The organism is Brachyspira sp. SAP_772 (genome assembly GCF_009755885.1).
GTDB lineage: Bacteria > Spirochaetota > Brachyspiria > Brachyspirales > Brachyspiraceae > Brachyspira.
This window is the reverse complement of sequence record NZ_VYIX01000002.1, coordinates 720,360-742,783: the sequence shown is the minus strand read 5'-3', so window position 1 is coordinate 742,783 and position 22,424 is coordinate 720,360. Positions and strand designations below refer to the sequence as shown.

General features: G+C 26.1%; 21 protein-coding genes. 4 read left to right on the top strand and 17 right to left on the bottom strand.

The features are described from left to right. Positions 1 to 872: 872 nt before the first annotated feature. The 12 genes from GQX97_RS08435 to GQX97_RS08385 all read right to left on the bottom strand — a co-directional run bounded on the left by GQX97_RS08435 (position 873) and on the right by GQX97_RS08385 (position 13,789). A complete protein-coding gene (locus GQX97_RS08435; protein ID WP_157151499.1) occupies positions 873 to 1,856 on the bottom strand; it encodes a hypothetical protein in 984 nt (327 codons plus the stop codon). Positions 1,857 to 1,870: 14 nt separating this feature from the next. Next, a complete protein-coding gene (locus GQX97_RS08430; protein ID WP_157151498.1) occupies positions 1,871 to 2,497 on the bottom strand; it encodes a hypothetical protein in 627 nt (208 codons plus the stop codon). Between the two features lie 71 nt (positions 2,498 to 2,568). Continuing rightward, a complete protein-coding gene (locus GQX97_RS08425; RefSeq protein WP_014936518.1) occupies positions 2,569 to 2,859 on the bottom strand; it encodes a Bor/Iss family lipoprotein in 291 nt (96 codons plus the stop codon). 141 nt (positions 2,860 to 3,000) lie between these two features. Then, complete coding sequence (locus tag GQX97_RS08420) at positions 3,001 to 3,753, bottom strand: MerR family transcriptional regulator (protein ID WP_157151497.1); 753 nt, start codon at positions 3,751 to 3,753, stop codon at positions 3,001 to 3,003. Positions 3,754 to 3,781: 28 nt separating this feature from the next. After that, the gene (locus GQX97_RS08415) at positions 3,782 to 4,063 is read right to left on the bottom strand and encodes a hypothetical protein (RefSeq protein ID WP_157151496.1); all 282 of its coding nucleotides are present in this window, start codon (positions 4,061 to 4,063) and stop codon (positions 3,782 to 3,784) included. A gap of 146 nt (positions 4,064 to 4,209) precedes the next feature. After that, positions 4,210 to 4,338 carry a hypothetical protein gene (locus GQX97_RS15085; RefSeq protein WP_255447291.1) on the bottom strand — a complete coding sequence of 43 codons (129 nt, stop codon included), beginning with the start codon at positions 4,336 to 4,338 and terminating at the stop codon, positions 4,210 to 4,212. Between the two features lie 38 nt (positions 4,339 to 4,376). Then, the gene (locus tag GQX97_RS08410) at positions 4,377 to 4,649 is read right to left on the bottom strand and encodes a hypothetical protein (protein ID WP_157151495.1); all 273 of its coding nucleotides are present in this window, start codon (positions 4,647 to 4,649) and stop codon (positions 4,377 to 4,379) included. Between the two features lie 70 nt (positions 4,650 to 4,719). Continuing rightward, entirely contained in the window at positions 4,720 to 8,643 is a 3,924-nt protein-coding gene (locus GQX97_RS08405) for a tetratricopeptide repeat protein (RefSeq protein WP_157151494.1), read from the bottom strand. 368 nt (positions 8,644 to 9,011) lie between these two features. After that, entirely contained in the window at positions 9,012 to 10,304 is a 1,293-nt protein-coding gene (locus tag GQX97_RS08400) for a hypothetical protein (protein ID WP_157151493.1), read from the bottom strand. Next, complete coding sequence (locus GQX97_RS08395) at positions 10,294 to 11,631, bottom strand: tetratricopeptide repeat protein (RefSeq protein ID WP_157151492.1); 1,338 nt, start codon at positions 11,629 to 11,631, stop codon at positions 10,294 to 10,296. Before GQX97_RS08395 ends, GQX97_RS08400 begins: the two co-directional genes overlap by 11 nt. A gap of 139 nt (positions 11,632 to 11,770) precedes the next feature. After that, a complete protein-coding gene (locus GQX97_RS08390) occupies positions 11,771 to 12,490 on the bottom strand; it encodes an outer membrane beta-barrel protein (protein ID WP_157151491.1) in 720 nt (239 codons plus the stop codon). Positions 12,491 to 12,619: 129 nt separating this feature from the next. Further along, a complete protein-coding gene (locus tag GQX97_RS08385; RefSeq protein ID WP_157151490.1) occupies positions 12,620 to 13,789 on the bottom strand; it encodes an ankyrin repeat domain-containing protein in 1,170 nt (389 codons plus the stop codon). 179 nt (positions 13,790 to 13,968) lie between these two features. On the opposite strand from GQX97_RS08385, the gene GQX97_RS08380 reads away from it, so the two are divergent. Together GQX97_RS08380 and GQX97_RS14970 are read left to right on the top strand one after the other, a co-directional pair. Then, on the top strand, positions 13,969 to 14,799 hold the full coding sequence (locus GQX97_RS08380; protein ID WP_157151489.1) for an MBL fold metallo-hydrolase: 831 nt from the start codon (positions 13,969 to 13,971) through the stop codon (positions 14,797 to 14,799). An 82-nt stretch (positions 14,800 to 14,881) separates the two neighbouring features. Beyond that, positions 14,882 to 15,304, top strand: a complete 423-nt coding sequence (locus GQX97_RS14970; RefSeq protein ID WP_368666568.1) for a MarR family winged helix-turn-helix transcriptional regulator — start codon at positions 14,882 to 14,884, stop codon at positions 15,302 to 15,304. A 60-nt stretch (positions 15,305 to 15,364) separates the two neighbouring features. Here GQX97_RS14970 and GQX97_RS08370 read toward each other — a convergent pair whose 3' ends face one another. The 4 genes from GQX97_RS08370 to GQX97_RS08355 form a co-directional block, all read right to left on the bottom strand. Next, positions 15,365 to 15,739, bottom strand: coding sequence for a group III truncated hemoglobin (locus tag GQX97_RS08370; RefSeq protein WP_157151488.1), 375 nt, complete (start codon positions 15,737 to 15,739; stop codon positions 15,365 to 15,367). Positions 15,740 to 15,861: 122 nt separating this feature from the next. Continuing rightward, on the bottom strand, positions 15,862 to 16,701 hold the full coding sequence (locus tag GQX97_RS08365; protein ID WP_157151487.1) for a 3-hydroxyacyl-CoA dehydrogenase family protein: 840 nt from the start codon (positions 16,699 to 16,701) through the stop codon (positions 15,862 to 15,864). Between the two features lie 92 nt (positions 16,702 to 16,793). Beyond that, a complete protein-coding gene (locus GQX97_RS08360) occupies positions 16,794 to 17,570 on the bottom strand; it encodes an enoyl-CoA hydratase-related protein (protein WP_157151486.1) in 777 nt (258 codons plus the stop codon). 91 nt (positions 17,571 to 17,661) lie between these two features. Continuing rightward, positions 17,662 to 18,846 (bottom strand): acetyl-CoA C-acetyltransferase, encoded by a 1,185-nt coding sequence (locus tag GQX97_RS08355; RefSeq protein WP_157151485.1) that lies wholly within the window; start codon positions 18,844 to 18,846, stop codon positions 17,662 to 17,664. Between the two features lie 363 nt (positions 18,847 to 19,209). On the opposite strand from GQX97_RS08355, the gene GQX97_RS08350 reads away from it, so the two are divergent. Further along, entirely contained in the window at positions 19,210 to 19,872 is a 663-nt protein-coding gene (locus GQX97_RS08350) for a hypothetical protein (RefSeq protein WP_157151484.1), read from the top strand. 57 nt (positions 19,873 to 19,929) lie between these two features. Here GQX97_RS08350 and GQX97_RS08345 read toward each other — a convergent pair whose 3' ends face one another. Then, positions 19,930 to 20,760: an EFR1 family ferrodoxin gene (locus GQX97_RS08345; RefSeq protein ID WP_157151483.1), complete on the bottom strand. Its 831-nt coding sequence runs from the start codon at positions 20,758 to 20,760 to the stop codon at positions 19,930 to 19,932. A gap of 265 nt (positions 20,761 to 21,025) precedes the next feature. On the opposite strand from GQX97_RS08345, the gene GQX97_RS08340 reads away from it, so the two are divergent. Continuing rightward, on the top strand, positions 21,026 to 22,375 hold the full coding sequence (locus tag GQX97_RS08340) for a butyryl-CoA:acetate CoA-transferase (RefSeq protein WP_157151482.1): 1,350 nt from the start codon (positions 21,026 to 21,028) through the stop codon (positions 22,373 to 22,375). Positions 22,376 to 22,424: the final 49 nt, after the last annotated feature.

Genomic DNA, 22,424 nt, shown 5'->3' with positions numbered 1-22,424 from the left:
CGTATATTGTATATTACAACAAAATAAAAAGCAATAGAATATAAGTGTTTATAATAGTTTTCTTAAAAAAATTTAAAATTTATTCACACTCCCCGCCCTTTTTAATTATAAATTTTATTTTGCAACAAAGATTTTTTATACCTACTGCCTATCAAGTAAAAGCACACCCGCCCAAGTGTCAATTATATTTATAATTTTGTTTTTTATTATGACTTTAATTTTCTATTAATATATGAACATTTAATGAGTAAAAAATTTGCACTTTTGCAACTTTTGCGGCGGGAAAAGTTGATAATTATTAAAGCTATAAATTTATTTATAAACCCCACCCTTTAAAATTATAAATTTATTTTAAAAAACATCCTATTTATATTTACTGCCTATCAAGTAAAAACACGCCCGCCCAAGTTTTTTTAAATTTATAAACTTTAACAGCACGCGGTAAGCAGAATTTAAATTTATAATAAATGTTTAATTATTAACTAGCTTTATTTTTATAGCGAATTCAACGCGTGTTTAAAATATCTTATCAACTTTTTTGTGCCCATGCTAAAGCAGACTTCGTCAAAGTTGCAAAAAAGACTAGTTGTAAATAGATTTAGTAATATTAGAAATTTGTTTTGATGATTAGCTTAACTCGTGATAAAATAATCTTTGTTAAAATAAAAAAGCCCGCCCTAAAATATTAAAGCAGACTTTTTAATATCATTAATTTTTTAATGATAACTTTTAATTTTTTATCAATATACAAAACATTAATAAAATAAAAAATTGTACTTTTGAAACTTTATTTATAGTTTGAAACTATTTTTTGTAAATCTTATTTATTATGAACTAATGTTTATTCTATTACCATTTAAAATATATAATACTTAAAAAAACAATGTAACCTCAACACCTAATTTATTTTCCATGCTCCTATAAGCATATAGTTGTCTAGAACGCATATACTCATATTTTACTCCTATAGTAAATCTATAAATTTCAACGCCAATTCCAAAAACTATAGCAGGATATAATTTATCATAACTATCTAAAATATTATAACCATTTGTTGTTCTTTCAACTGTATTAATCCTATCATAATCAAGCCCCAAATAAAAACCTGTTATCAAACTTATCTCACCCCACAAAGGATATCTAAAGTCTGTACCATAATATACACTAAATAGATTGATAAAATTAGATTCATTGAAACCTGTCATGGCAAAAGAAAATCCACCATAAAAACTAAAATATCCATATTTATAGTTAAGAGAAAAATTCATAAGCTCTATACTAGAATCTCTAAACTCTTCCGTATTTCTATCATAAAGTTTATCATCACCAAGTATATCCCCTCCTATATGAGTACATATATGACGAACAGGGGTAAATCTAAATCTTAATGTATCATTATATATATAATCAAAATATAACTCTACTTGCATATAAGTGCCAAAAAATAAACTCTCCCCATAAAAAACACTGCTATTAGGTTTATAAACAGATAAAAAAAACTGAGTGAGAAAACCAACACCTATCTTGAATCTATGTTTATCTTGATAATTAAAACATATTGGAGTAATCTCTGACCCTAAAGTAGGCTGATGAAAAAAAGCCATATTGTTAAAATTGTAATTAGGATTGCTATACATAGTTTCTATATTAAATATATCCCCTATCCAATATTTACTATTATAAACATAAGGATCCAACCACCCATATAAATATTTATCAGTATCATAAAGTCTAAAAGGATTAAATAACCATTTAGATTTTACTTCCTTTGTATTAGAATCCATGACTTCATTATTTTGTGAATACAAAGATAATGAAAGAAATAAAAATATTAAAAAAAAGAATTTTAATCTCATAAAAAATATAACTCTTAAAAATTGAAATTAACACTATTTAGAGAATTTGCTATCCTAATTAAAGAATCTTCCAAATAGGAAACAGGAAATGTGTAATTTAATATAAAATAATATCCATTATTAGATTCAAAGATTGTATAAAGTATGCTAGTAGCATTGTTCATATTAATTTTAAACTGAATATTTTTTATACCATTAATAGTATAATATTCTTCTGTAAAATTATCTCCATTATCCATCTTTCTTATAAAAGAAATTAAAGAATTGAGATTATTTGCATCTTTTTTAGTATATCCTGCTAAACATGTTATTTTTACTTTCTCGTCTATAAACATACTATCAACATCAAAATAACCTTTTCCATAACCTGTTTTGGAAATTATATCATCTCTCTCTTTATCTGTCAATTTAATAGAGTTTATTGGAGGAATAAAACTTACAGAAGCATTTGTAATAAAATATCTTTCATTAGTAGAAATATCTCTGCCTAACTCTAATTTTTTAAAATTAATTTCTTTGTTAGAAAATAAATCTGCATAATTTGTTGTATCATTATTATAAGCTTCATTTATATTCTCTTTTTTATTGCAGCTTAATAATAATAAGAAGATTAATAATAAATAAAAAATGTTTCTTTTCATCAATACTTACCTAAATTAATAATTAGGACTATCATAAAACTTTTACAATAGTCCTTAAATATAAATTAAATTTACTTAGTAACAGTTACTGTTCTACTTTGGAAAGTAACTATACCTGTTAAAAGATTTAAGAAAAAGTCTCCAGCATTTTGTCTAGTGTATATCTCATAATCTTTTGCATCACCTGCTAATTCTTTAGTATCTACAAAACCAACAGGAACTAAACCCCATAAAGCATACCACTGTTTTCTTTCAACTTTCACACCAGTTTGAGGTCCATTACCAACTATGTGCCTATGTTGTGATATACAGGAAGTTGCAAATAATGCCACAACAAACATTAGAACAATAAACTTTTTCATCTTTTTATCTCCTTAAAATAAAATTTTATAATAGTAGGAATTTATACTTTCCTATATTATTCAAACATATAATTTTTACAAAATAATATATTTAGTTTCATACTTTAATCAATACAAACAATATGTAAACTACATACATCACTATGGTGAGGTATTAGTTTTATTCTCACTTATAATACTGTAAAACTGTTTAGAGAATTTTTTCCTGTCAAAAAAATTATTATCATAAGAATTGTATAAACTTAAAAGTATTAAAGATAATAATAATACACTTGATTCATCAGGATTTAAATCACTGTTTTTATAATCATTTAATATGCTATTTAAATACTTATCATTAAAAGTTTCTTTAAAATCATCATCATTAATATTAAATATATTTTTTACTTCATTGCATATAGAACCTACTAACTCATCTTCTATATGCTTTATGTTCTTTACAATATATTTCATTTTAGTAAATGCCTCTTTATTTTTTATTAATTTTGATAAGAAAAGTATTTCAAAAGACTTATTTTCAAAAATAATCTTTTCTATTTCTCTTATTTCAAGACCATAAGCTTTTAATTTTACTATCTCTCTTACAATATCAAGATGCTCCATTATATAGTATCTGCTTTCTGTCCTAATTGCTCCACGCGTAACTCTATATGCAGGAAGAAGCTCTTTATTGTCCCACTCTCTAAGTAAATTAATGCTCATATTTTTTATATTGTTTTCTTCCAAAAGATTTAAAAATTCTCCTATGGACATTAATCTCTTTTTGCTTCTCAAAATAAATGAATATTCCGGCAAAGCATATTTTTTATTCTTTATAAAATAATGCACATCAAAAGCGTTTATATCCCTTCTAGCATTTCTATCTATATTGTTGTTTTCATCTCTTCTTGCCATGTTACAGTTACCTTATTATAGTACAAAATTAAAAAGTTATAATCATAGAACCATTAGCTGTTTTTCTATTCAATTTGTATTGATAGCCAAAATCTCTATATTTTTTAGCTTGTCTTAAAATAACATATTTCAAAACAGATATTTTATTTTCACTATGAAGCCCCCTTCCAAAGACCACCTCCATATTAATACTTAAATTATCACCAAATAATATTTTTAATCCGTATAATATCTTCAATAAATTTATGAAATAGTTTTTAGCTTCTCTTGCACTTTTTCTATGCAAATCAACAAATAAATAAGTGTTCATTATACAATCTCCTTATTATAAATATTAATTTTTCTTTATACCTAATCATCATTACATATAAACTTTTTACACAACTTTAATAATTTCTAATTGTTTAAGCCGCCCCAAACTAATAAATAATTTGAGGCAGCCTGAAGAAATAAATTTTATTTCTTCTGATTAGGGTTCATCTGTTTACCTCTGTTACCCTGATTTTTGTCATAGGTAATGTTTGTTCCAGATGTACCTTTGTTGGCATTTGAAATGTCAGCATTATGATTTGATTTTTTACTCATATTGCTCCTCCTTATAATTATTTTTTATATATATTATGTTACTGATTACATAATCTAACTATCATTGAACCGCCTAAAGTTCTCCTTCTTAAAAAATACTTTTTTATGTATCCGATTTTTTTGTATTTTTTTAATACCTTAATAACAACGTATTTCAAAATTGGTTTGTTGCCTATACTGTGCAACCCTCTTCCAAATACAAGCTCTATAGTATTAGAAAAATTATTATTAATTAATGTTTCTAATATACTTATTAATTCCAATTTTGTTTCTTTGGCACTTTTGCCATGAAAATCATATTTATTAAGCATAGTTTTCCTCCATTAATTATTAATATGTATATAAAAATAGGTTTTTATACGTTATACGATTTAAATCTTATTAAATGACAGTGTCAGTTTTCTTTAAAAATCTTGCGACGGCTTCTTTTTGTTCTTTGTTTCCATCATTTGATATACCCCTTAATTTTTCTTTTATATAATCATAATCACGCCAGTGTTCATTAAAATCAATTAATTCATTAATAAATATTTTCTGAGCATCATAAAAATTATTAAGCCTTATATGGCATAAGTATTTATATATATCACTAGGTCTGCTTGAATTTTCAAAGTAATTCAATGCCTCATCATATTTTCCAAGTTCATATAAACACTTTGCTGTATATTCTTTAAAATTATAACTATAATTAATAGATTCTAATTTTATAAGCTCTGTAATTGAATCTGCTATTTTAATAGTCTTTTCATATAATCCTTCTTTGAAATTTCTATTCAATATATTTTCACAAATAATATATAAAGGCAAACCTTTAATTTCTTTTAAAGAATTAATATTATTTTTTATATAATTCTCTCCATTATAATTTTCAAATAATTTTTCAAGACTATTAATAACATTATCTCTTTTTTCTCCTGTTAAGGAATAAAAGCAGCTGTCAATAACCGCTAAAAAATAAAATCTCTCATTTCCTAAATTTTCATTAGAACATAGAGATACAATTTTTTTATGCAGATAATCTATATCTATAAATAAAACAGACATTATAATATTCTTTTCTTTTTCATAATACTCTGTTAAATTTCTGTATATATTGCATAGCATTTCAACATACTCTATAGTATTAGAAACAGAATTATTCAATTCATATTTATAGTACTGCTTTATTTCATCTAATATATTTTTATCTGAATCACTAGCTTTACTATATGCTATATCAATATTATAAAGTATAGATTCTATTAAACTATTATCATTTGTCTTGCAGTATTTGTTGTACTGATACTTAGCCAAATAAATATAGCCTTTATATGATTCTTCATTAACTTTCAAAGCCTCTGAAAATAATCTCAATCCTTCATCATAATTTTCAAGAGAGCATTGACATATACCTATATACATTAATATCTCTTCTTCATATTTAATATAAAGTGCCTTATAATAAAACTCTAAAGCCTCTTTATATAAACATTCTCTAAGCATATTGTCAGCTTTTTCTCTATACATATTTTTTATAAATCCATATTTATAAATAGCTTCAGTAAATATTCTTTCTAATTGAGCTTCAGATTTATATCCTTTTTTCAAGTACTCAAATGCTTCTTCTAAAATATCTACTCTATTTATATCAAGTTCAAAAATTAAATATTTTATCATTCCTTTCATATAGTAAAAAATACTATTTGTTGTAAATTTATCTATATACTCATCGCATTTAATCAAAGCCCAGTTATAGTATTTTAAAGATTTTTCCTTTAAGTTATCCTCTAATAAAAACTGAGCTATTTTTGTAAAAGAAGCTATTAAATGTATACTTTCATCTTTAGAAGCATTGTTGTTTGTGTATAAATATTTTAAATAAGATTTAATATAATCTTTTTCCTGAATATTATCTACACTTTCAACATACTTCTCATTATCTCCAATTTCATAATAGAGTAATGAAATATATATGCTGCTGTATTGAAAATTATCAATACTTTGAAAAAGACTTAAAGCTTCATCATATTTATCATCTTTATATTTAATTATAGCTGAGTAATATATTACCTCCTTCTTATAATCATTTAATTGTTTTAATAAAGATTCCAAAATTTCAACATAATATTTATGTTTTACACCATGATAATATTTTTCATCAGATTTAATATCTTTCAAAAGTTTTTCATAATCTTTTATTCTACATTCAATATTATCTGATGCTTCACTAAAACATTTGATGCTTTCATCGTACTTTGAAATTCTTAAAAAGAATTTTCCAGATTCTATCAAATATTTTACTTTCATATTATAAGTATTACAGTCTTCATTTGATAATATGAATAAAGCTTCATACGAAAATATAAAATGTCTTTCTATAATATTACTACCACCGAACAATTTTATATTAGAATTAACATAATCAATATCTATATTAATATCAATTACAGATCTGTAGTCATTATGCAAAGAAGTAATTATATTTTTTAAATCCTCCATATTTTCAATTTTGTATTGTCTATTATATAAGAAAATTTCCATAACAAAGCATAAATAGTTTTTATGGCTAAGATTATCAGTATTTAAGTATTCTTTTATTTTTTCTCTCCATTTTTTAGGCATAGGAAATATAGATTGAAAAATATTTAATAAACTGCATTTATAAATGGAATTATCACTATACAAATTTAATGCTCTTTCTATATACTCTGCTGCCTCTATATACTGATAAAAACCTATATTTCCAAGATAATAATATATAAGGCTTTTTTCTTTATCATTTTCTAATAAATCTAAAGCTTTATCAAAATACTTTTTTATATTATTAAATCTTTCTTTATCATTGTACTCTTTATAATATACAAAATAAAATCTGCATATATTAAATAGAAGTTCATGGTCTTCATATACTTCTTCATCAAGCGATTCTATTATTTCTTGAATTTTATCACTTATATTAGATTCTATATCATAATCACTGCGATTATAACTAAACAAATCATTAGAATCTTTATTATATAAAGGAGTATAATTTTTTAGATAACTCATTTTCAAAAAGTATAGAATCATTTTATTAAGTAAATATATTATATTTGATTCATTATGATTTCCATAAACACCTAATAAATGATATAAAGTTACTCTATGCAAATCAAAGTCATTGAATAATATATCTATAAGTTCTTCTATAACTTGACAATCATCTGAATAATATAAGAAACCGTTATTTATATTATCTATAGCATATTTTTCATCATTATTATTTAATGCTATAACAGCAATTTTTAAATATGCATTAGAATATTTATTATCTAATCTAATAGCCTCTGATAAATCATCTAAAGCATCAATATATTTGTTGTTTGAATAGTAATAACATGCTCTATAATAGAAAGCTTCAGGATTTTTTGTTTTTAATTCTATTGCTTTATTTAAATTAGATAAAGCATCTTCTATACTGCCAAATTTATAGCAACATATACCTATAAAGCAGTATATTTCAGAATCTTCATTATTCAATTTTAAAGCTTCATTAAAAATATTAAAAGCTTCTTTAAATCTTCTTAAATAATAAAGACATTTGCCTCTAAAAATATAAATACTTTTTTCATCATATCCAAGTTCAAAAGCTTTACCAAAATCTTCTAATGCTGATTCAAATTTTTTTAAATTGAAATTTGATTCTCCTTTGATATAGTGAGCTTCTGCACTTTGATTATCAAGTTCTAATGCTTTATCAGCATCTTCCAAAGCTGCTTCATAATTGCCAGCATATTGTTTTTCCTTTGCCAATGATATCTTTTCTTTACTTTCCTCCTCTATCTTTTTTAAATTTTCAATTTCTTCTATTGATTTACCTTCATTTAATAATCTTGCTATTTCATCAAGAATTATAAAATGATGATAGCAGTATAAGTATAAATCTTTTGCCTCCATTTTATAAGGATTTAATATTTTTTTATATTTACCATTATGAAATTGAGTTCTTAAGGTTTCATCTTGCTTATTACTAGTATATTTTTTTAAGTTTGAAAGTTTTCCTATTTTTTCTTCTACCAAATCAATTTTAAATTTTATTAAACGTATGAAAGTACCATGTTCAAAAAAACTATTTTGTATAATTTTTTTAATCTCTTCATCATTTACGCTACTTTTATCTGATTTTATTTTTAAAGATTCATTATCCAAAAGGGCTTTTTTATAAGTTCCATTTTTGAAAGATACTATATACATATCTTTTTTACCTTTTTTCATTTCTATTGTAATAAATCGTTCTATTGTTTCAGGCATTGAATAACTGCTGTTATTTATATTATACTTTATCATAAAACCCTCTTTAATTAATCTCTATATTTTCATTATAATAAAATTAGTTATAAAAAACAATAAACAAATACGTCTAATCTTACACAAAATACATAAATACAGATTAAATACAGATTAAATACACATATAAATACATTTAGAAATACACTTGTAAATACACTTTGTATGTTTTCTTTTTTATGTATTATTTTTTTTTAAAAACTCATCATAATTACATACATGCTTATATAGCTTTGTTAGTATTTGAAATGTAAGAATTATAATTATATGTTTTTTATATTTATACTCCCTTATATATCAGTTACATATCAGTATGGTTAGATAATAACAAATACTAAATATTTAGCATTTGGAGTATAATTTTTATTTTAATACTTCAAAATTTTTTTAAATTCACTGGACTTTAAGATTAATTTTATATTTTTATCATACGAAAGTTTTATATTCTTATTATAATAAAGTCTTGTAAAATTATATAGCTCTATATAATCTACTAAAACTCTATTAAAATCATTATTAGATGATACTTCAAAAATTATATTTTCTTCATCTTCTTTTAAATTTATACTCTCTTTCTTTAAAGGCAAACTAATTTCTTCTAATTTTTTTATCTTTTCTCTTAAGCCTAAAAAATCATCCCTAGAAATATGTCCTAAAAAATATAAAAATACTATTATTTGACTGCTAAAAAAATCTATATACCTTTTTAAATATCTTTTATGTTCTATCTGATAATCTATAAGCTTATAATGTAAATTAATATACTCTTTAAAATCATAATCATATACAAAACCATCATATCTTTTCAATAAATCTATATTATAATAACTTCTTTTATTTTCTACTTCCTCTCCGTAGTAGACATATTTTTCATCTTCTTTTTTTATTAAAGATTCATATTCTTTTTTATAAACCTCTAAAAGTTTACAATAGTCTTTTTCAGTAATCTTTTTTTGTTTAAAATAATCATAAATAAAAAATGGCATATAATACAATTTATAATCATAATATACTTTATCATAATTATATATTTCATCATTATCCTGCTTATCAATTTTGTTTATATGTTTAACTAAAGCTTTAATTTTCTTCTCTATAAAATCAACATAATCTATATATTTAGCATTCAATATATTTCTTATTTTTGTGCCAAACTCAAGATTATCAATTAAAAAATCAAGTATTTCTAATTCTTCAAGTACATAGAAAAAAGAGTAATTATCATTTTCTTTACTCTTTAATTTATATGCAGGAAGTATTTGTTCTCTGTAAGATTTTTGCTTAAGTTTGTCTTTTATTTTATTTATATCATTTTGTGTTTCTATCTTTTTATTTGTAATATAATTATAATATTCTATAAAAGCATCTACACTCAAAAAACAAAATCCTTCAATATTTGAAATAGTCTTATAGATATTTTTTTTATCTATTTTAGTTTCTTTTTTATTTATATTTTTTATATCATAATCAAATGTATCTATATCTTCTAATAATATTTTTCTTATCTTATAATCTTTATTTTTTTCTTTTTCCCTTCCAGAAATGCTTTCTATAATATAAATATTTTTATTGCTATTTTTTATATCCTCTAATGAAGGTATAATATTTTTTTTATTGTCTTTCAAACTATTATAACTAATATCTTTATTTTTAGATGCCATATATTTGTAAATCCGTAAATATTTTTTTTATTATATAATATTCTCTTTTTTTATCTTTTATCATGATAAGTACACTTTTTAAACTATCTACTAATTGCTTTTTTAATTTTTTATTATAACTACCAATCTCATAAATATGGTATAATGCCAAAGCTTTATAATAATGATAATTAAAAGACTTCTTATCAAACCTTTCAATATGCTCTAAAATTTTATAGCAAATATCATTCACGCTCCCAAAATCGTTCTCTTCTTTATAAATAGAGATTAATTTTAAAATATTTTCTAAAAAGTCTATATCATCATAATTATTATTAATTTTATATTTACACACTGGAATATAATGTTTTACTTTTTTGTAATTTTTGCAATTTTCATCTATTTTAGAAAAATATTTATAAGCCTCATCATATTTCTTAAACTGAAGTTTTAATTTTGCTATGTTATAATAAGCTAAAGAATCATCTTTATAATCAACTTCAATATCATCAAAAACAATATCTCTATTATTTAATTCATAATTACACCAAGCAATATAATGATCGCATTTTATTCTATCTACAACACTTGAAGAAGATTCTCTCATAAATATTTTTTTAGCTTCTTTAAAATCCTTTAAAGCTTCATCATATTTTTTTAATTTATATTTTAGCTTTGCCCTATTATAATAGCCATACGGATATTTACTTATTGAAATATTGAAATCTTCTAAAGCTTCATCATATATATTTAAATTGAATTTAATAAAACCTCTCAAATTATATAAATCATATTCCATATTGTTGTTTGTTTCTATAAAATAATTATAATTTTCTATAATATCAAAATAATCATATTTTACTTTTTGATTATTAAATTTTATCATATAGGCTTTTATCTCTTCAATATTTTTTAAAATTAATTTCTTCTTATTTTGACAGCATAATGGATTTTTTAAGAAATTTTTTATTAAATTTTTTATTAAATAATTATTTGCAAGTTTTTTTAATTGAGCGATATCTGATTTTATCTCTTCTTTAATTGTAGGAACTTCTTCGCCATTAATTTTAATTAGTTTCTTTTTTGACTTAATTCTATAATAGTATGATAATGGATAATATTTTTGAATCTTTATAGATATATCAAAATACTTAATAGCTTGTTTTAATTTTTCTATATTATTTTCTGACTTTATAAAAATAATATATCCTAAAAGACAATATGCTTTATAAGAAGTTTTATCTAACTTAATTAATTCTTCTAATAATTTTAGTGTTAAATTATATGAATTATTTTTGAAAGAACTATTAACAAAATATATTAAATTATTTATATTATAATTTTTCATTATTATAAAGCCAAGTAGAATTAAATTATAAAAAATAATAATATAAAAATTAATAAATATCAATAAAAAAGGTGTATGCATTTTTTGCATACACCTCAAAACATTGAATTGTTTTTATGAAATTTTTATATAGAGGGGATTAATTATCTACAAAATAAAGGCTTATTTGTGCTCCTATATCAAAAGCACCCAAAGACTTTTTGCTAAATCTATCATCTGCTTTAAATGAAGGACCAAAATCGTATCCTGCATATATTCCAAGTCCGAATGCAGCTTCTTTATTAAAGAAAAATAAATAATCGACTGTTAGTTTTATATAAGGTATTACAAACATATCAAATTTATTTTTTGTATCATTAAAATTATATTTATTATTAGCATCTACTAATTGCTGAGTTTGTTCGTTGTATGTTTTAGTAGTTTCATTTAAAGCAAGAGGAATTTTAATTCCAGCTCCAAGTCCTATAAAAAATCTTGCTATATTAAGCTTTGGAAGAATACCAACAGATATAGTGTCAAAATTATAAGAAGTATTAACAGTAGAATAAGTACTTCCAGTAGCCACACTTTCTTTATATGCAAAAACATCTCTATGATAAGCCAAATCTAATGCGAAAGAAAAGCCCAAATAATCCTCAAAATCTTTATAAAAACCGGGAGTAATACCAACCCCCCATTCAAAACCAGCAGATGTACTTAAAGCACCATTTTTAGTATCTACCCCAGCCTTGTGAGTTATAGAACTTTGTGATATAGAAGCCCCAAGAGGAACTACTATACCAATTCCTAAATCTGCAGCAAAAATACTATATGACTGAATTAAAAATAATGAAAAAATTAATAGAAATAGCTTTCTCATAAATAATCTCCTTTTTTTAATTATGTATATCAATGAAGGACATTATTTATTATAGCAAATTGTAAAGTAAATGTCAAGTAAAAGTAAATATTTTTTACTAAAAAACAATAAAAAGTAAAGTTTTTTTAATTATTTTTTAGAAATGCCATTTAAAAATTCAAATATATCTAAATGACCCTTTCTCTTGGCAATGCTTGAAGCAGTGTCCCCTGCCTTTGATTTGTAATTAATATCAGCACCAGCATCAATTAATACCTTTACAATATCCAAATTACCCGCAGCAGCAGCACCTATCAAAGCAGTATAACCCTCTTCTGTAACAGCATTAATATTAGCTTTATATACTATAAGCTCTTTTACTATATCAATATGATTTTCTATAGAAGCTATAATTAAAGCATTATATCCAGAGTTGTTAGCTTTATTAACATCAGCCTTATTTCTTAACAATTCTTTTACTATGTCAGTGTAGCCGTCTATAGAAGCAGCAATTAAAGGAGTAGTACCGTCAGAAGAAGAGCTATTTATATCACTTTTATTTTTTATAAGCTCTTTTACTATCTCTAATCTTCCAAACCTAGAAGAATAAATTATAGCATTCACCCCATTAGAACCTCTAAAATGAACATCAGCCCCTGCTTCAATTAACTTTCTCACAATATCAACATTTCCAGATATAGAAGCCATAAGCAAAGCATTATCTCCTAAATTGTTTGCCCTATTAACATCAACTTTTAACTTTATAAGCCTATCAACAACATCTATATAAGCAGAATCTGAAGCTATCATCAAAGGAGTATTACCATTTCTATCAGCAACATTAATATCAGCCCCATATTCTATAAGCAAATTAAAAATATCAATATTCCCCCTTATAGAAGACCACATCAAAGCAGACCAGCCGTCATTATTTGTTATATTAATGTTTGCTTTGTTATCAATTAAAAGTTTAATTACAGAATAATGCCCCTCAAGTACGGCACCCATCAAAGCAGTATTTCCAAAATTATTAGTATTATTAACATCTACATTAGCCTTAATAAGCTCTCTTACTATATCAGCATTTCCGTAAAGTGAAGCCCATATTAAAGGAGTATTACCCTGCTCATCCCTAATCTCCAAATCTTCACCGCTATTTATAATATTTTTTAAAGTATTAATATCATCTTCAGCAATAGCCTTAATTATAGGAATATCTATAGGAGGATTTTGCTCTTCTTCATTATAATCTTGAGAATACAAATTATTTAAATACAAAATATTTAAAGATAAAATTATAAATACTAATCTCTTTAACATAATTAATCCAAAATAATATATTTTTAATTATAACATATATAAAATATTATTATAGTCATTCATTTATAATTTTTTTTATCTAATTTTATATAAAAAACAAAAAAAAAATTAATTTTCATATTGAAAATAATACGTATACATACTATATTTAAAATAAATAATTAATAGGAGATAGAGAATTGATTAATTTATTACAAAAAACTTTTTTCATTTTTTTAGTATCAGTTTTTTCAGTATTTGCTGCTGAAAAAACACCTATGGATTATCTAAACGACAACACTCCCCTAAAACCTACTAAAGTATTCGATAACGTATACTGCATAGGAACCGTAAGTGTTGTTGCTTGGGTAATTGATACTTCTGACGGGCTTATTTTAATAGACGCTATGTGGGACGACAGAGATGCCAAACTCATAGAAGAAGGCATTAAAGGTTTTGGATTAGACCCTAAAGACTTAAAATACATAATAATAAGTCATGGTCATGGCGATCATTATGGCGGAGCTAATTATTTAAGAAACAAATATGGTGCTAAAGTGCTATTAACAAAAACTGATACCGACTTAATGTACAATTTAAATACTGGAGCAAACTCTCCGCGCTCTCCAAAAACAAAAGTTGATATATACTCAAAAGATAAAGATGTAATAAAACTTGGAGATACAAGCATAACAATATTAGAAACTCCGGGCCACACTGCAGGATGCAGCTCTTTTATATTCCCTGTAAAATATAAAGGAAAAGAATATACTGCTGTACTTTGGGGCGGAACAGGACTTCCAAAAGAAAAAGAATTAGTAGTAAAATACAAGGAGTCTGCAGAGTATTTCAAAAAAGAAGCTCTTGCAAGAAATGCATTAGTATCATTAACAGCACATCTATTTGCAGATAATGGATACGCTAATTTAGAAAAAGTTGCTAATCTAAAAGCAGGAGAAGCAAATCCATTTATTATGACAAAACCACAAATGGAAAAATATTTGAACTCTCTAATAGAAAGGGCTAAATAATAAATTATATTATATACAAAAAATAAATTATATGCTATCATAGTGAAAGTTATGATAGCATTTTTTATTATATAAGGAGTTTATTATCATTAATAACATAGGCTATGATATATGCTATACCGCAAGAAAAATATATCAGTATATAGGAAAACAAATAATTAATTTCGATATCACACCAGAACAATTAATCGTATTAAAAGAACTTGCAAAAGAAGAAGGTATATCTCAAAAAGAATTATCTATAAAACTTGATAAAGATCAAAATACTGTAAAAGCTATGATAGATAAATTAGAAATTAAATCATTTATAAGAAGAAAAGAAAATAAACTCGATAAAAGAGCTTTTTCATTATTTCTCACAGAAAAGGCGAAAAAAGAATTACCAATTATAGAAAATTATGAAAATCAAGTTTTAAATACAATAGTAAAAGAACTCAATCCAAATGATGCTGAAACAATAAAAAATACATTAAAGAAAATTAGAAGCAATATATCAGAAATATAAGGCAAAAGATAAAATTATATAGTAAGTTTTTATCTTCTGCCATTAAAATATTTAAAAATATTACTGATTAAATAATACAGCCTTAAAGTTTTTAGCAATATTGCATGCTACTTCATAATAATGATTAGAAGCCTCTTCTTCAAATACATTATCAAGACACTCCTTAAATAAATCAAGCCAAGTGTCAAACAACTTCATATCAAAAGGCATAAGATTAATATGCGGCTGAACAGGGTTTCCCATATAAAGCCTTTGATTTAAAAGCATAGTCTTCCAAAACTTAGCAATCTTTTCTTTATGTCTCTCCCAAGAGTCATCATCAATTCCAACATGTTCATTAAATATAGGTCCCAATTCTTTATGCACTCTAATTTTAGCATAAAAAATATCCATTAATTTCTCTATACTTTCATCATTAATTTCTTTGTATTTCATAATTACATATCCTTATTTTGTAATATAAAAATAGTATACTATATTTTAAATTATTACAAATAAAAAAAGGCGAAGAGATTAAAACTAATCCCTTCGCAAACAACAAACAAACTATATATTAATTATTTAGAATATTCATAGAAACCTTTACCAGTTTTTTGTCCAAGCAAGCCACCGCGAACCATTTTTTTAAGTAAAGCACTAGGTCTATATTTAGGATCCCCTGTTTCTCTTTGAAGCACTTCCATAATAGCAAGTACAATATCAAGACCAATCAAATCGCCTAAAGCCAAAGGACCCATAGGATGATTAGCTCCAAGTTTCATAGCATTATCTATACCCTCAACAGATGCAACTCCCATAGAATATAAATCTATAGCTTCATTAATCATAGGCACTAATATACGGTTAACAACAAAACCAGCTGTCTCATTAACTTCAACAGGTGTTTTGCCAATCTCTTCAGATATTTTGATAATTCTTTCAACAACATCTCTAGGAGTGTTAATACCAGAAATAACTTCAACCAATTTCATAACAGGAGCAGGGTTAAAGAAGTGCATACCAACAACAGGTCTTCCAATACCAGCACCTATTTCAGTAATAGAAAGTGAAGAAGTATTAGAAGAGAATATACAATCAGGCTTACAAATTTCATGTAATTCTTTGAAAGTAGTTTTTTTAACTTCCATATTTTCAAAAGCAGCCTCAACAATTAAATCACAATCTTTACAAATATCTTTTAAACCAATAGATATTTTAGATAAAATTTTCTCAGCATCAGCCTTCTCCATTTTACCTTTAGCAATTCTTCCGTCAAAACTTTTAGCAATTCTAGCCTTACCGCTAGCAGCAAATTCTTCTTTAATATCACATAAACAAACTTCATAACCTTCAGTTTGAGCAAAAGCTTGAGCAATACCAGAACCCATAGCTCCAGCACCAATAACACCAACTTTCATTTTTATTTCTCCTTTTTTATAATTTTATAAACAATTTTTTAGTTTTATTTTATTAAATAAATTAATCTTAAAAAGATAATAAAAAAAAATTATTATCTATTAACAAATTTTTCAACTTTTCTCTTTTCTAAGAAAGCAGCCATACCTTCTCTTTGGTCTTCGCTTTCAAAACAATCCCCAAATAACTTTTCTTCTATAATAATAGCCATATCCATCTCAACATCAAGTCCTCTATTAATAGCCCTTTTAGAATTGCGAACAGCAATAGGAGCATTGTTAGCAATAGTTTGAGCTAATTTCTCAGCCTGAGGCATAAGTTCAGATTGAGTATAAACAGCATTAACCAAACCAATCCTATAAGCCTCATCAGCCTTAATGTTTTTACCAGAATATATAAGCTGTTTAGCCATACCGGGTCCCACCAATCTAGGAAGTCTTTGACTACCTCCAAAACCGGGAGTAATACCAAGTCCAACTTCAGGCTGACCAAATACAGCATTATCAGAACAAATACGTATATCACAACTCATAGCTATTTCACAACCGCCGCCCAAAGCAAAACCATTAATAGCAGCAATAACAGGTAAAGGAAAAGTTTCTATCTTTCTAAATACATCATTACCCTTCTTACCAAAAGCTTCCCCCTCTGATTTGCTTGCCTTACTCATCTCAGATATATCCGCACCAGCAACAAAAGATTTCTCTCCCGCACCAGTTAATATTAAACATCTGATATTATTTATATCAACAGCATCTAAAGTTTTGTCAAGTTCATCTAAAACCTGAGAGTTAAGGGCATTAAGAGCTTTCTCTCTGCTAATAGTGATAATACCAACCATACCCTTCTCTTCATACTTTACAAAATCCATCAATTTCTCCTTAAATTAAATATTATTATGTTGTAATAAATTAAAAACAGGTTTAGAAAAACACACTCTCTAAACCTGCCCAACAAAATTATTACATCTCTACAATGGTAGCACAACCCATACCACCACCGATACACAAAGTAGCAAGTCCTCTCTTAGCTCCTTTAGCATCCATCTCATGAAGTAAAGTAACAAGTATTCTGCAGCCTGAAGCACCTACTGGGTGACCTAAAGCTATAGCTCCGCCATTAGGGTTAAGCTGTCTTTCAACATCTATTCCAAGCTCTCTGCCCACAGCAATAGATTGAGCAGCAAAAGCTTCATTAGATTCAATAATGTCAAAATCTTTAATAGTTAAACCAGTACGAGCCAATACTTTTTTAGTAGCAGCCACAGGTCCTATACCCATAATTCTAGGCTCAACTCCGCCTAAAGCACCAGTAACCCAAGTAGCCATAGGTTTAATTCCTAATTCATTAGCTTTCTCTTCACTCATTACAACAACTGCAGCAGCACCGTCATTAATACTAGAAGAATTACCAGCTGTAACTCTACCGCCATCTGGTTTGAAAGCAGGTTTTAATTTAGCCAAACTCTCAACTGTTGTACCAGCTCTAGGGCCTTCATCTTTATCAAATACTACATCGCCTTTTTTAGTTTTTATAGTTACAGGAACAATCTCTCTTGTAAAGTTACCTAAATCTTGAGCCTGAACAGCTTTTTGCTGAGATTTAGCAGCAAACTCATCTAACTCTTCACGAGTAAGCTGCCAATCATCACAAATATTTTCTGCAGTAATACCCATGTGATAATTATGGAAAGCATCAGTTAAAGCATCATTAACCATAGTATCTACAATAGTGTTATTTCCCATTCTATAACCATAACGAGCATTTTTTAAAGCATAAGGAGCCATACTCATATTTTCAGTACCACCAGCAACAACTATATCAGCATTACCAGCAAGTATCATATTAGCAGCCATATTAACAGCATCAAGTCCAGAACCGCAAACAACATTAAGAGTCATAGCAGGAACTTCAACTGGCAAACCAGCTTTAATAGAACATTGACGAGCAACGTTTTGCCCCTGAGAAGCTTGTATTACACAGCCCATGTAAACCATATCCACTTGATTAGGTTCTACTTTAGCTCTTTTTAAAGCCTCTTTAATCACTATAGCTCCTAACTCTGCAGCAGGAACAGTACTTAATGAGCCTCCCATACTTCCTATAGGTGTACGGCAAGCACTAGCTATTACTACTTTCTTAGCCATAATAAAAAATCTCCCCAAAAAAATAATTTATTCACATCTTATACGTTTTTATTTTTTATAATATGCTTTCTTAAGTATAGTACATTTTTATTATTAATTCAAATAAAATAAACAAATTTTTATTATACCCTTATGTAGTATAATATTATTATAAAAAACATATATTTAACATAATTTAAAAATAATATTTATGTTAACATAATCAAAAATAATGTTAACATAATGTAATATAATGTCATCATAATATAATAAAATATTATTAAATTTGTGTTTTATTATTGACATATAAAATATTATTATTTATATTATATATATTAAGAGATAAAATTTAAAAATAATAGTTTATTTTTTAGGAGAGGTTTTATGATAATAGGAAAATCACAATACGAAGAATATTTATCAAATTTTACCGATAAAAAAGTATTTTTTAGTATAAATGAAGGCGAAACTTACATAAAAAACACAAGTGCTTCTTCTGTGGTATTATCATTAAAGCTATGTAATTTATATGGAGCTCTAAACACATTAAAGCAAAAAAACATTAATTCATACCTAAAAGACTACTATAGTATATCATTACCTATAATAAACAACAAATATGGCGGAAAAGTTGATCAAATATCAGCTCAATATATAGTGGCAGTATTTTCAGACAATTTTAAATTTAGAAATACAACTTACAGCGATATTTTAAAGGATGCATATAGTTGTGCTAAAGAGTTAATATCCACATTAAAAGCAAATAGATTTTATGTAAGCATCTCAATAGCTATGGGAGACTTATGTTTTTGTCAAGTTTCAGATACTGAAGTATTATTTAATGAAGTAGTATGCATGGGTGAGCCTATGCTTTTTGCAAATAAATTAATAAATATAGCAGATGCAAATGAAATATTAGTTCCAGAAAATATAAGCTATATGGTTTATGCTGATAAAGAGTTAAGAGCTTCTTGGTCTATTGGTTCTCAAACTTGCAATTTTGCTGATATTGGAAACTCTTACATTAAGAAGTTAATAAAATTATAACTTATCATTAAAATACATATATATGTAAATAAAATGATAAGTTATATAAGACCAAAATCACATATAGAATATTTCAGGTTCAGCTCTTCTTTCAAACTGTTCTTCTAACTCATGTTGATGATATAAATAGCCCTCATCATCATAATATCTGCATTTTTCTGGGCATTTTTTGATGCAAGCACCACATTTTGTACATATTCCTACATATTTACTTACATCATTAAAATCAATAGAACCCATAGGGCATACATGTGCACATATTTTACAATCTGTACATTTTGATAAATTAACTTTAGGCTTTACTTTTAATATATCAATAGCATGCTCATGCCTATCTCTTGGAGTGTAGTAAGGACGAATAGGTTCATTTCCTCTCACTTTAATAGGCTCAGAAGGTATATTCTCTACAGTTCTTATTTTCTCTACTATTTTTTCTACAAAATCTAAAGCTACTTGCATATCTTTTTCATCAGGTCTATTAGCCCCTAAAGTATAAGAGAAAGCATGCTCCCCAACAAATCCAGCCCCAGCTATAGTATGAAATCCATTATCTTCCATTATGTTTCTAAGCTCAATTAAAGCATCATCAAAGTTTCTATTACCAAAAAGCACCACAGGTATAGCCAAAGCTCCATTACCTTTAATATTGTTTTTTAAATATGGAAGCATTATGTTTGGCACTCTTCCAGCATAAGTGGGAGTTCCGCATACCACTAAATCATTTTCTTCAAACTCAAGTACTTTTTCTCTTCTTTTAGGTAAGCTATAATTATATTTTTCGCATTCAACATTAAGTTTTTTAGCGACATTTTCCGCTATAAAAGAAGCTATTTTTTGAGTAGTACCAGTAGCACTATAATATACGGCATAGACTTTTTTTACTATCATAATATACCCCCATAGTACTTTTATGTGTTATATAATAATTATGTCAATAAATGTATATAAGTCAAGTAAAAAACAAATAAAAGCCAAAAATAAAAAATAAAAATGTAGTTTTTGTGAAATAAAAAAATATAAAATTGTCATAATGATATCTAATCTTAATAGATAATTGAAATTTAAAAGTAATATCTTCTAAATTTAGATTGACAATTAAAATTTATTTTACTATACTAGAGTATATCAAAAAATCATTTTAGTGGGAGATCTTATGGATTATAGTAAACTTTATAATGAGAAGTTAACCTCACCATATGAAGCCGTTAAGGTTGTAAAATCTGGTGATTGGATAGACTATGGCTGGGTAACAGCTACACCAATAGAATTAGATAAAGCATTGGCAGAAAGAATGCCTGATTTAACAGATATTAATATTAGAGGCGGTATATTATGCTGGGAGCCTCAAATATTTAAAATTCTTAACCCAGAAAAACATTTTACTTGGAACTCTTGGCACATGTCTGGTTTAGAAAGAAAAGCAATATCAAGAGGTTTTTGTTTTTATGACCCTATTCGTTATTCTGAAATGCCTAGATATTATAGAGATTTGCCTCGCGGAATAGATGTAGCAATGTTCCAAGTTGGACCTATGGATGAAAATGGTTTTTTCAATTATGGCCCTAATGCTTCACATATGCAGGCTATGATAGAAAGATGTAAATGTGTTATAGTTGAAGTTAATGAAAATATGCCTCGCTGTTTAGGTGCTAGTAATATTGGAGGAGAAGCTATACATATTAATCAAGTTGATATGATAGTAGAAGGTGATAATCCTCCTATAGTAGAATTAGGCGGAGGCGGTGCTATATGTGAGGTAGATAAAACTGTAGCAAAACTTATAGTAGAAGAAATACCTAATGGGTCTTGTTTACAGCTAGGTATAGGCGGTATGCCTAGTGCTGTAGGTTCACTTATAGCAGAATCTGACCTTAAAGATTTAGGCGTACACACAGAGATGTATGTTGATGCTTTCGTTGATATATCATTAGCTGGTAAAATCACTGGAAATAAAAAGAATATAGATAAAGGAAGACAAACTTATGCATTTGGTGCTGGCACCAAAAAGCTATATGATTTTATTCATAATAACCCTCAATGTTTGTCTGCTCCTGTAGATTATACTAACGATGTAAGAGTTATATCTTCTATAGATAACTTCATGTCTATAAACAATGCTGTTGAGGTAGATTTATTTGGTCAAGTAAGTGCTGAATCAACAGGATTCAAACATATAAGCGGTGCTGGCGGACAATTAGACTTTGTATTAGGTGCTTATCTTTCAAAAGGCGGTAAAAGCTTCATTTGTTTATCATCAACTGTAAAAGGTAAAGATGGTTCATTACAATCAAGAATAGTTCCTAGCTTTACTAACGGTACTATTGTAACAGATACAAGAGCTAATACTCATTATGTTGTTACAGAATATGGTAAAGTAAATTTAAAAGGTTTAACTACTTGGCAAAGAGCTGAAGCTTTAATCTCTATAGCTCATCCAGACTTTAGAGAAGAGTTAATCAAAAAAGCTGAAGAATGCAATATCTGGAGAAAGAGCAATAAATAAGAAAATTAACTAAATTCATAATAAACAAATTAATATAAAATAAAAAAGG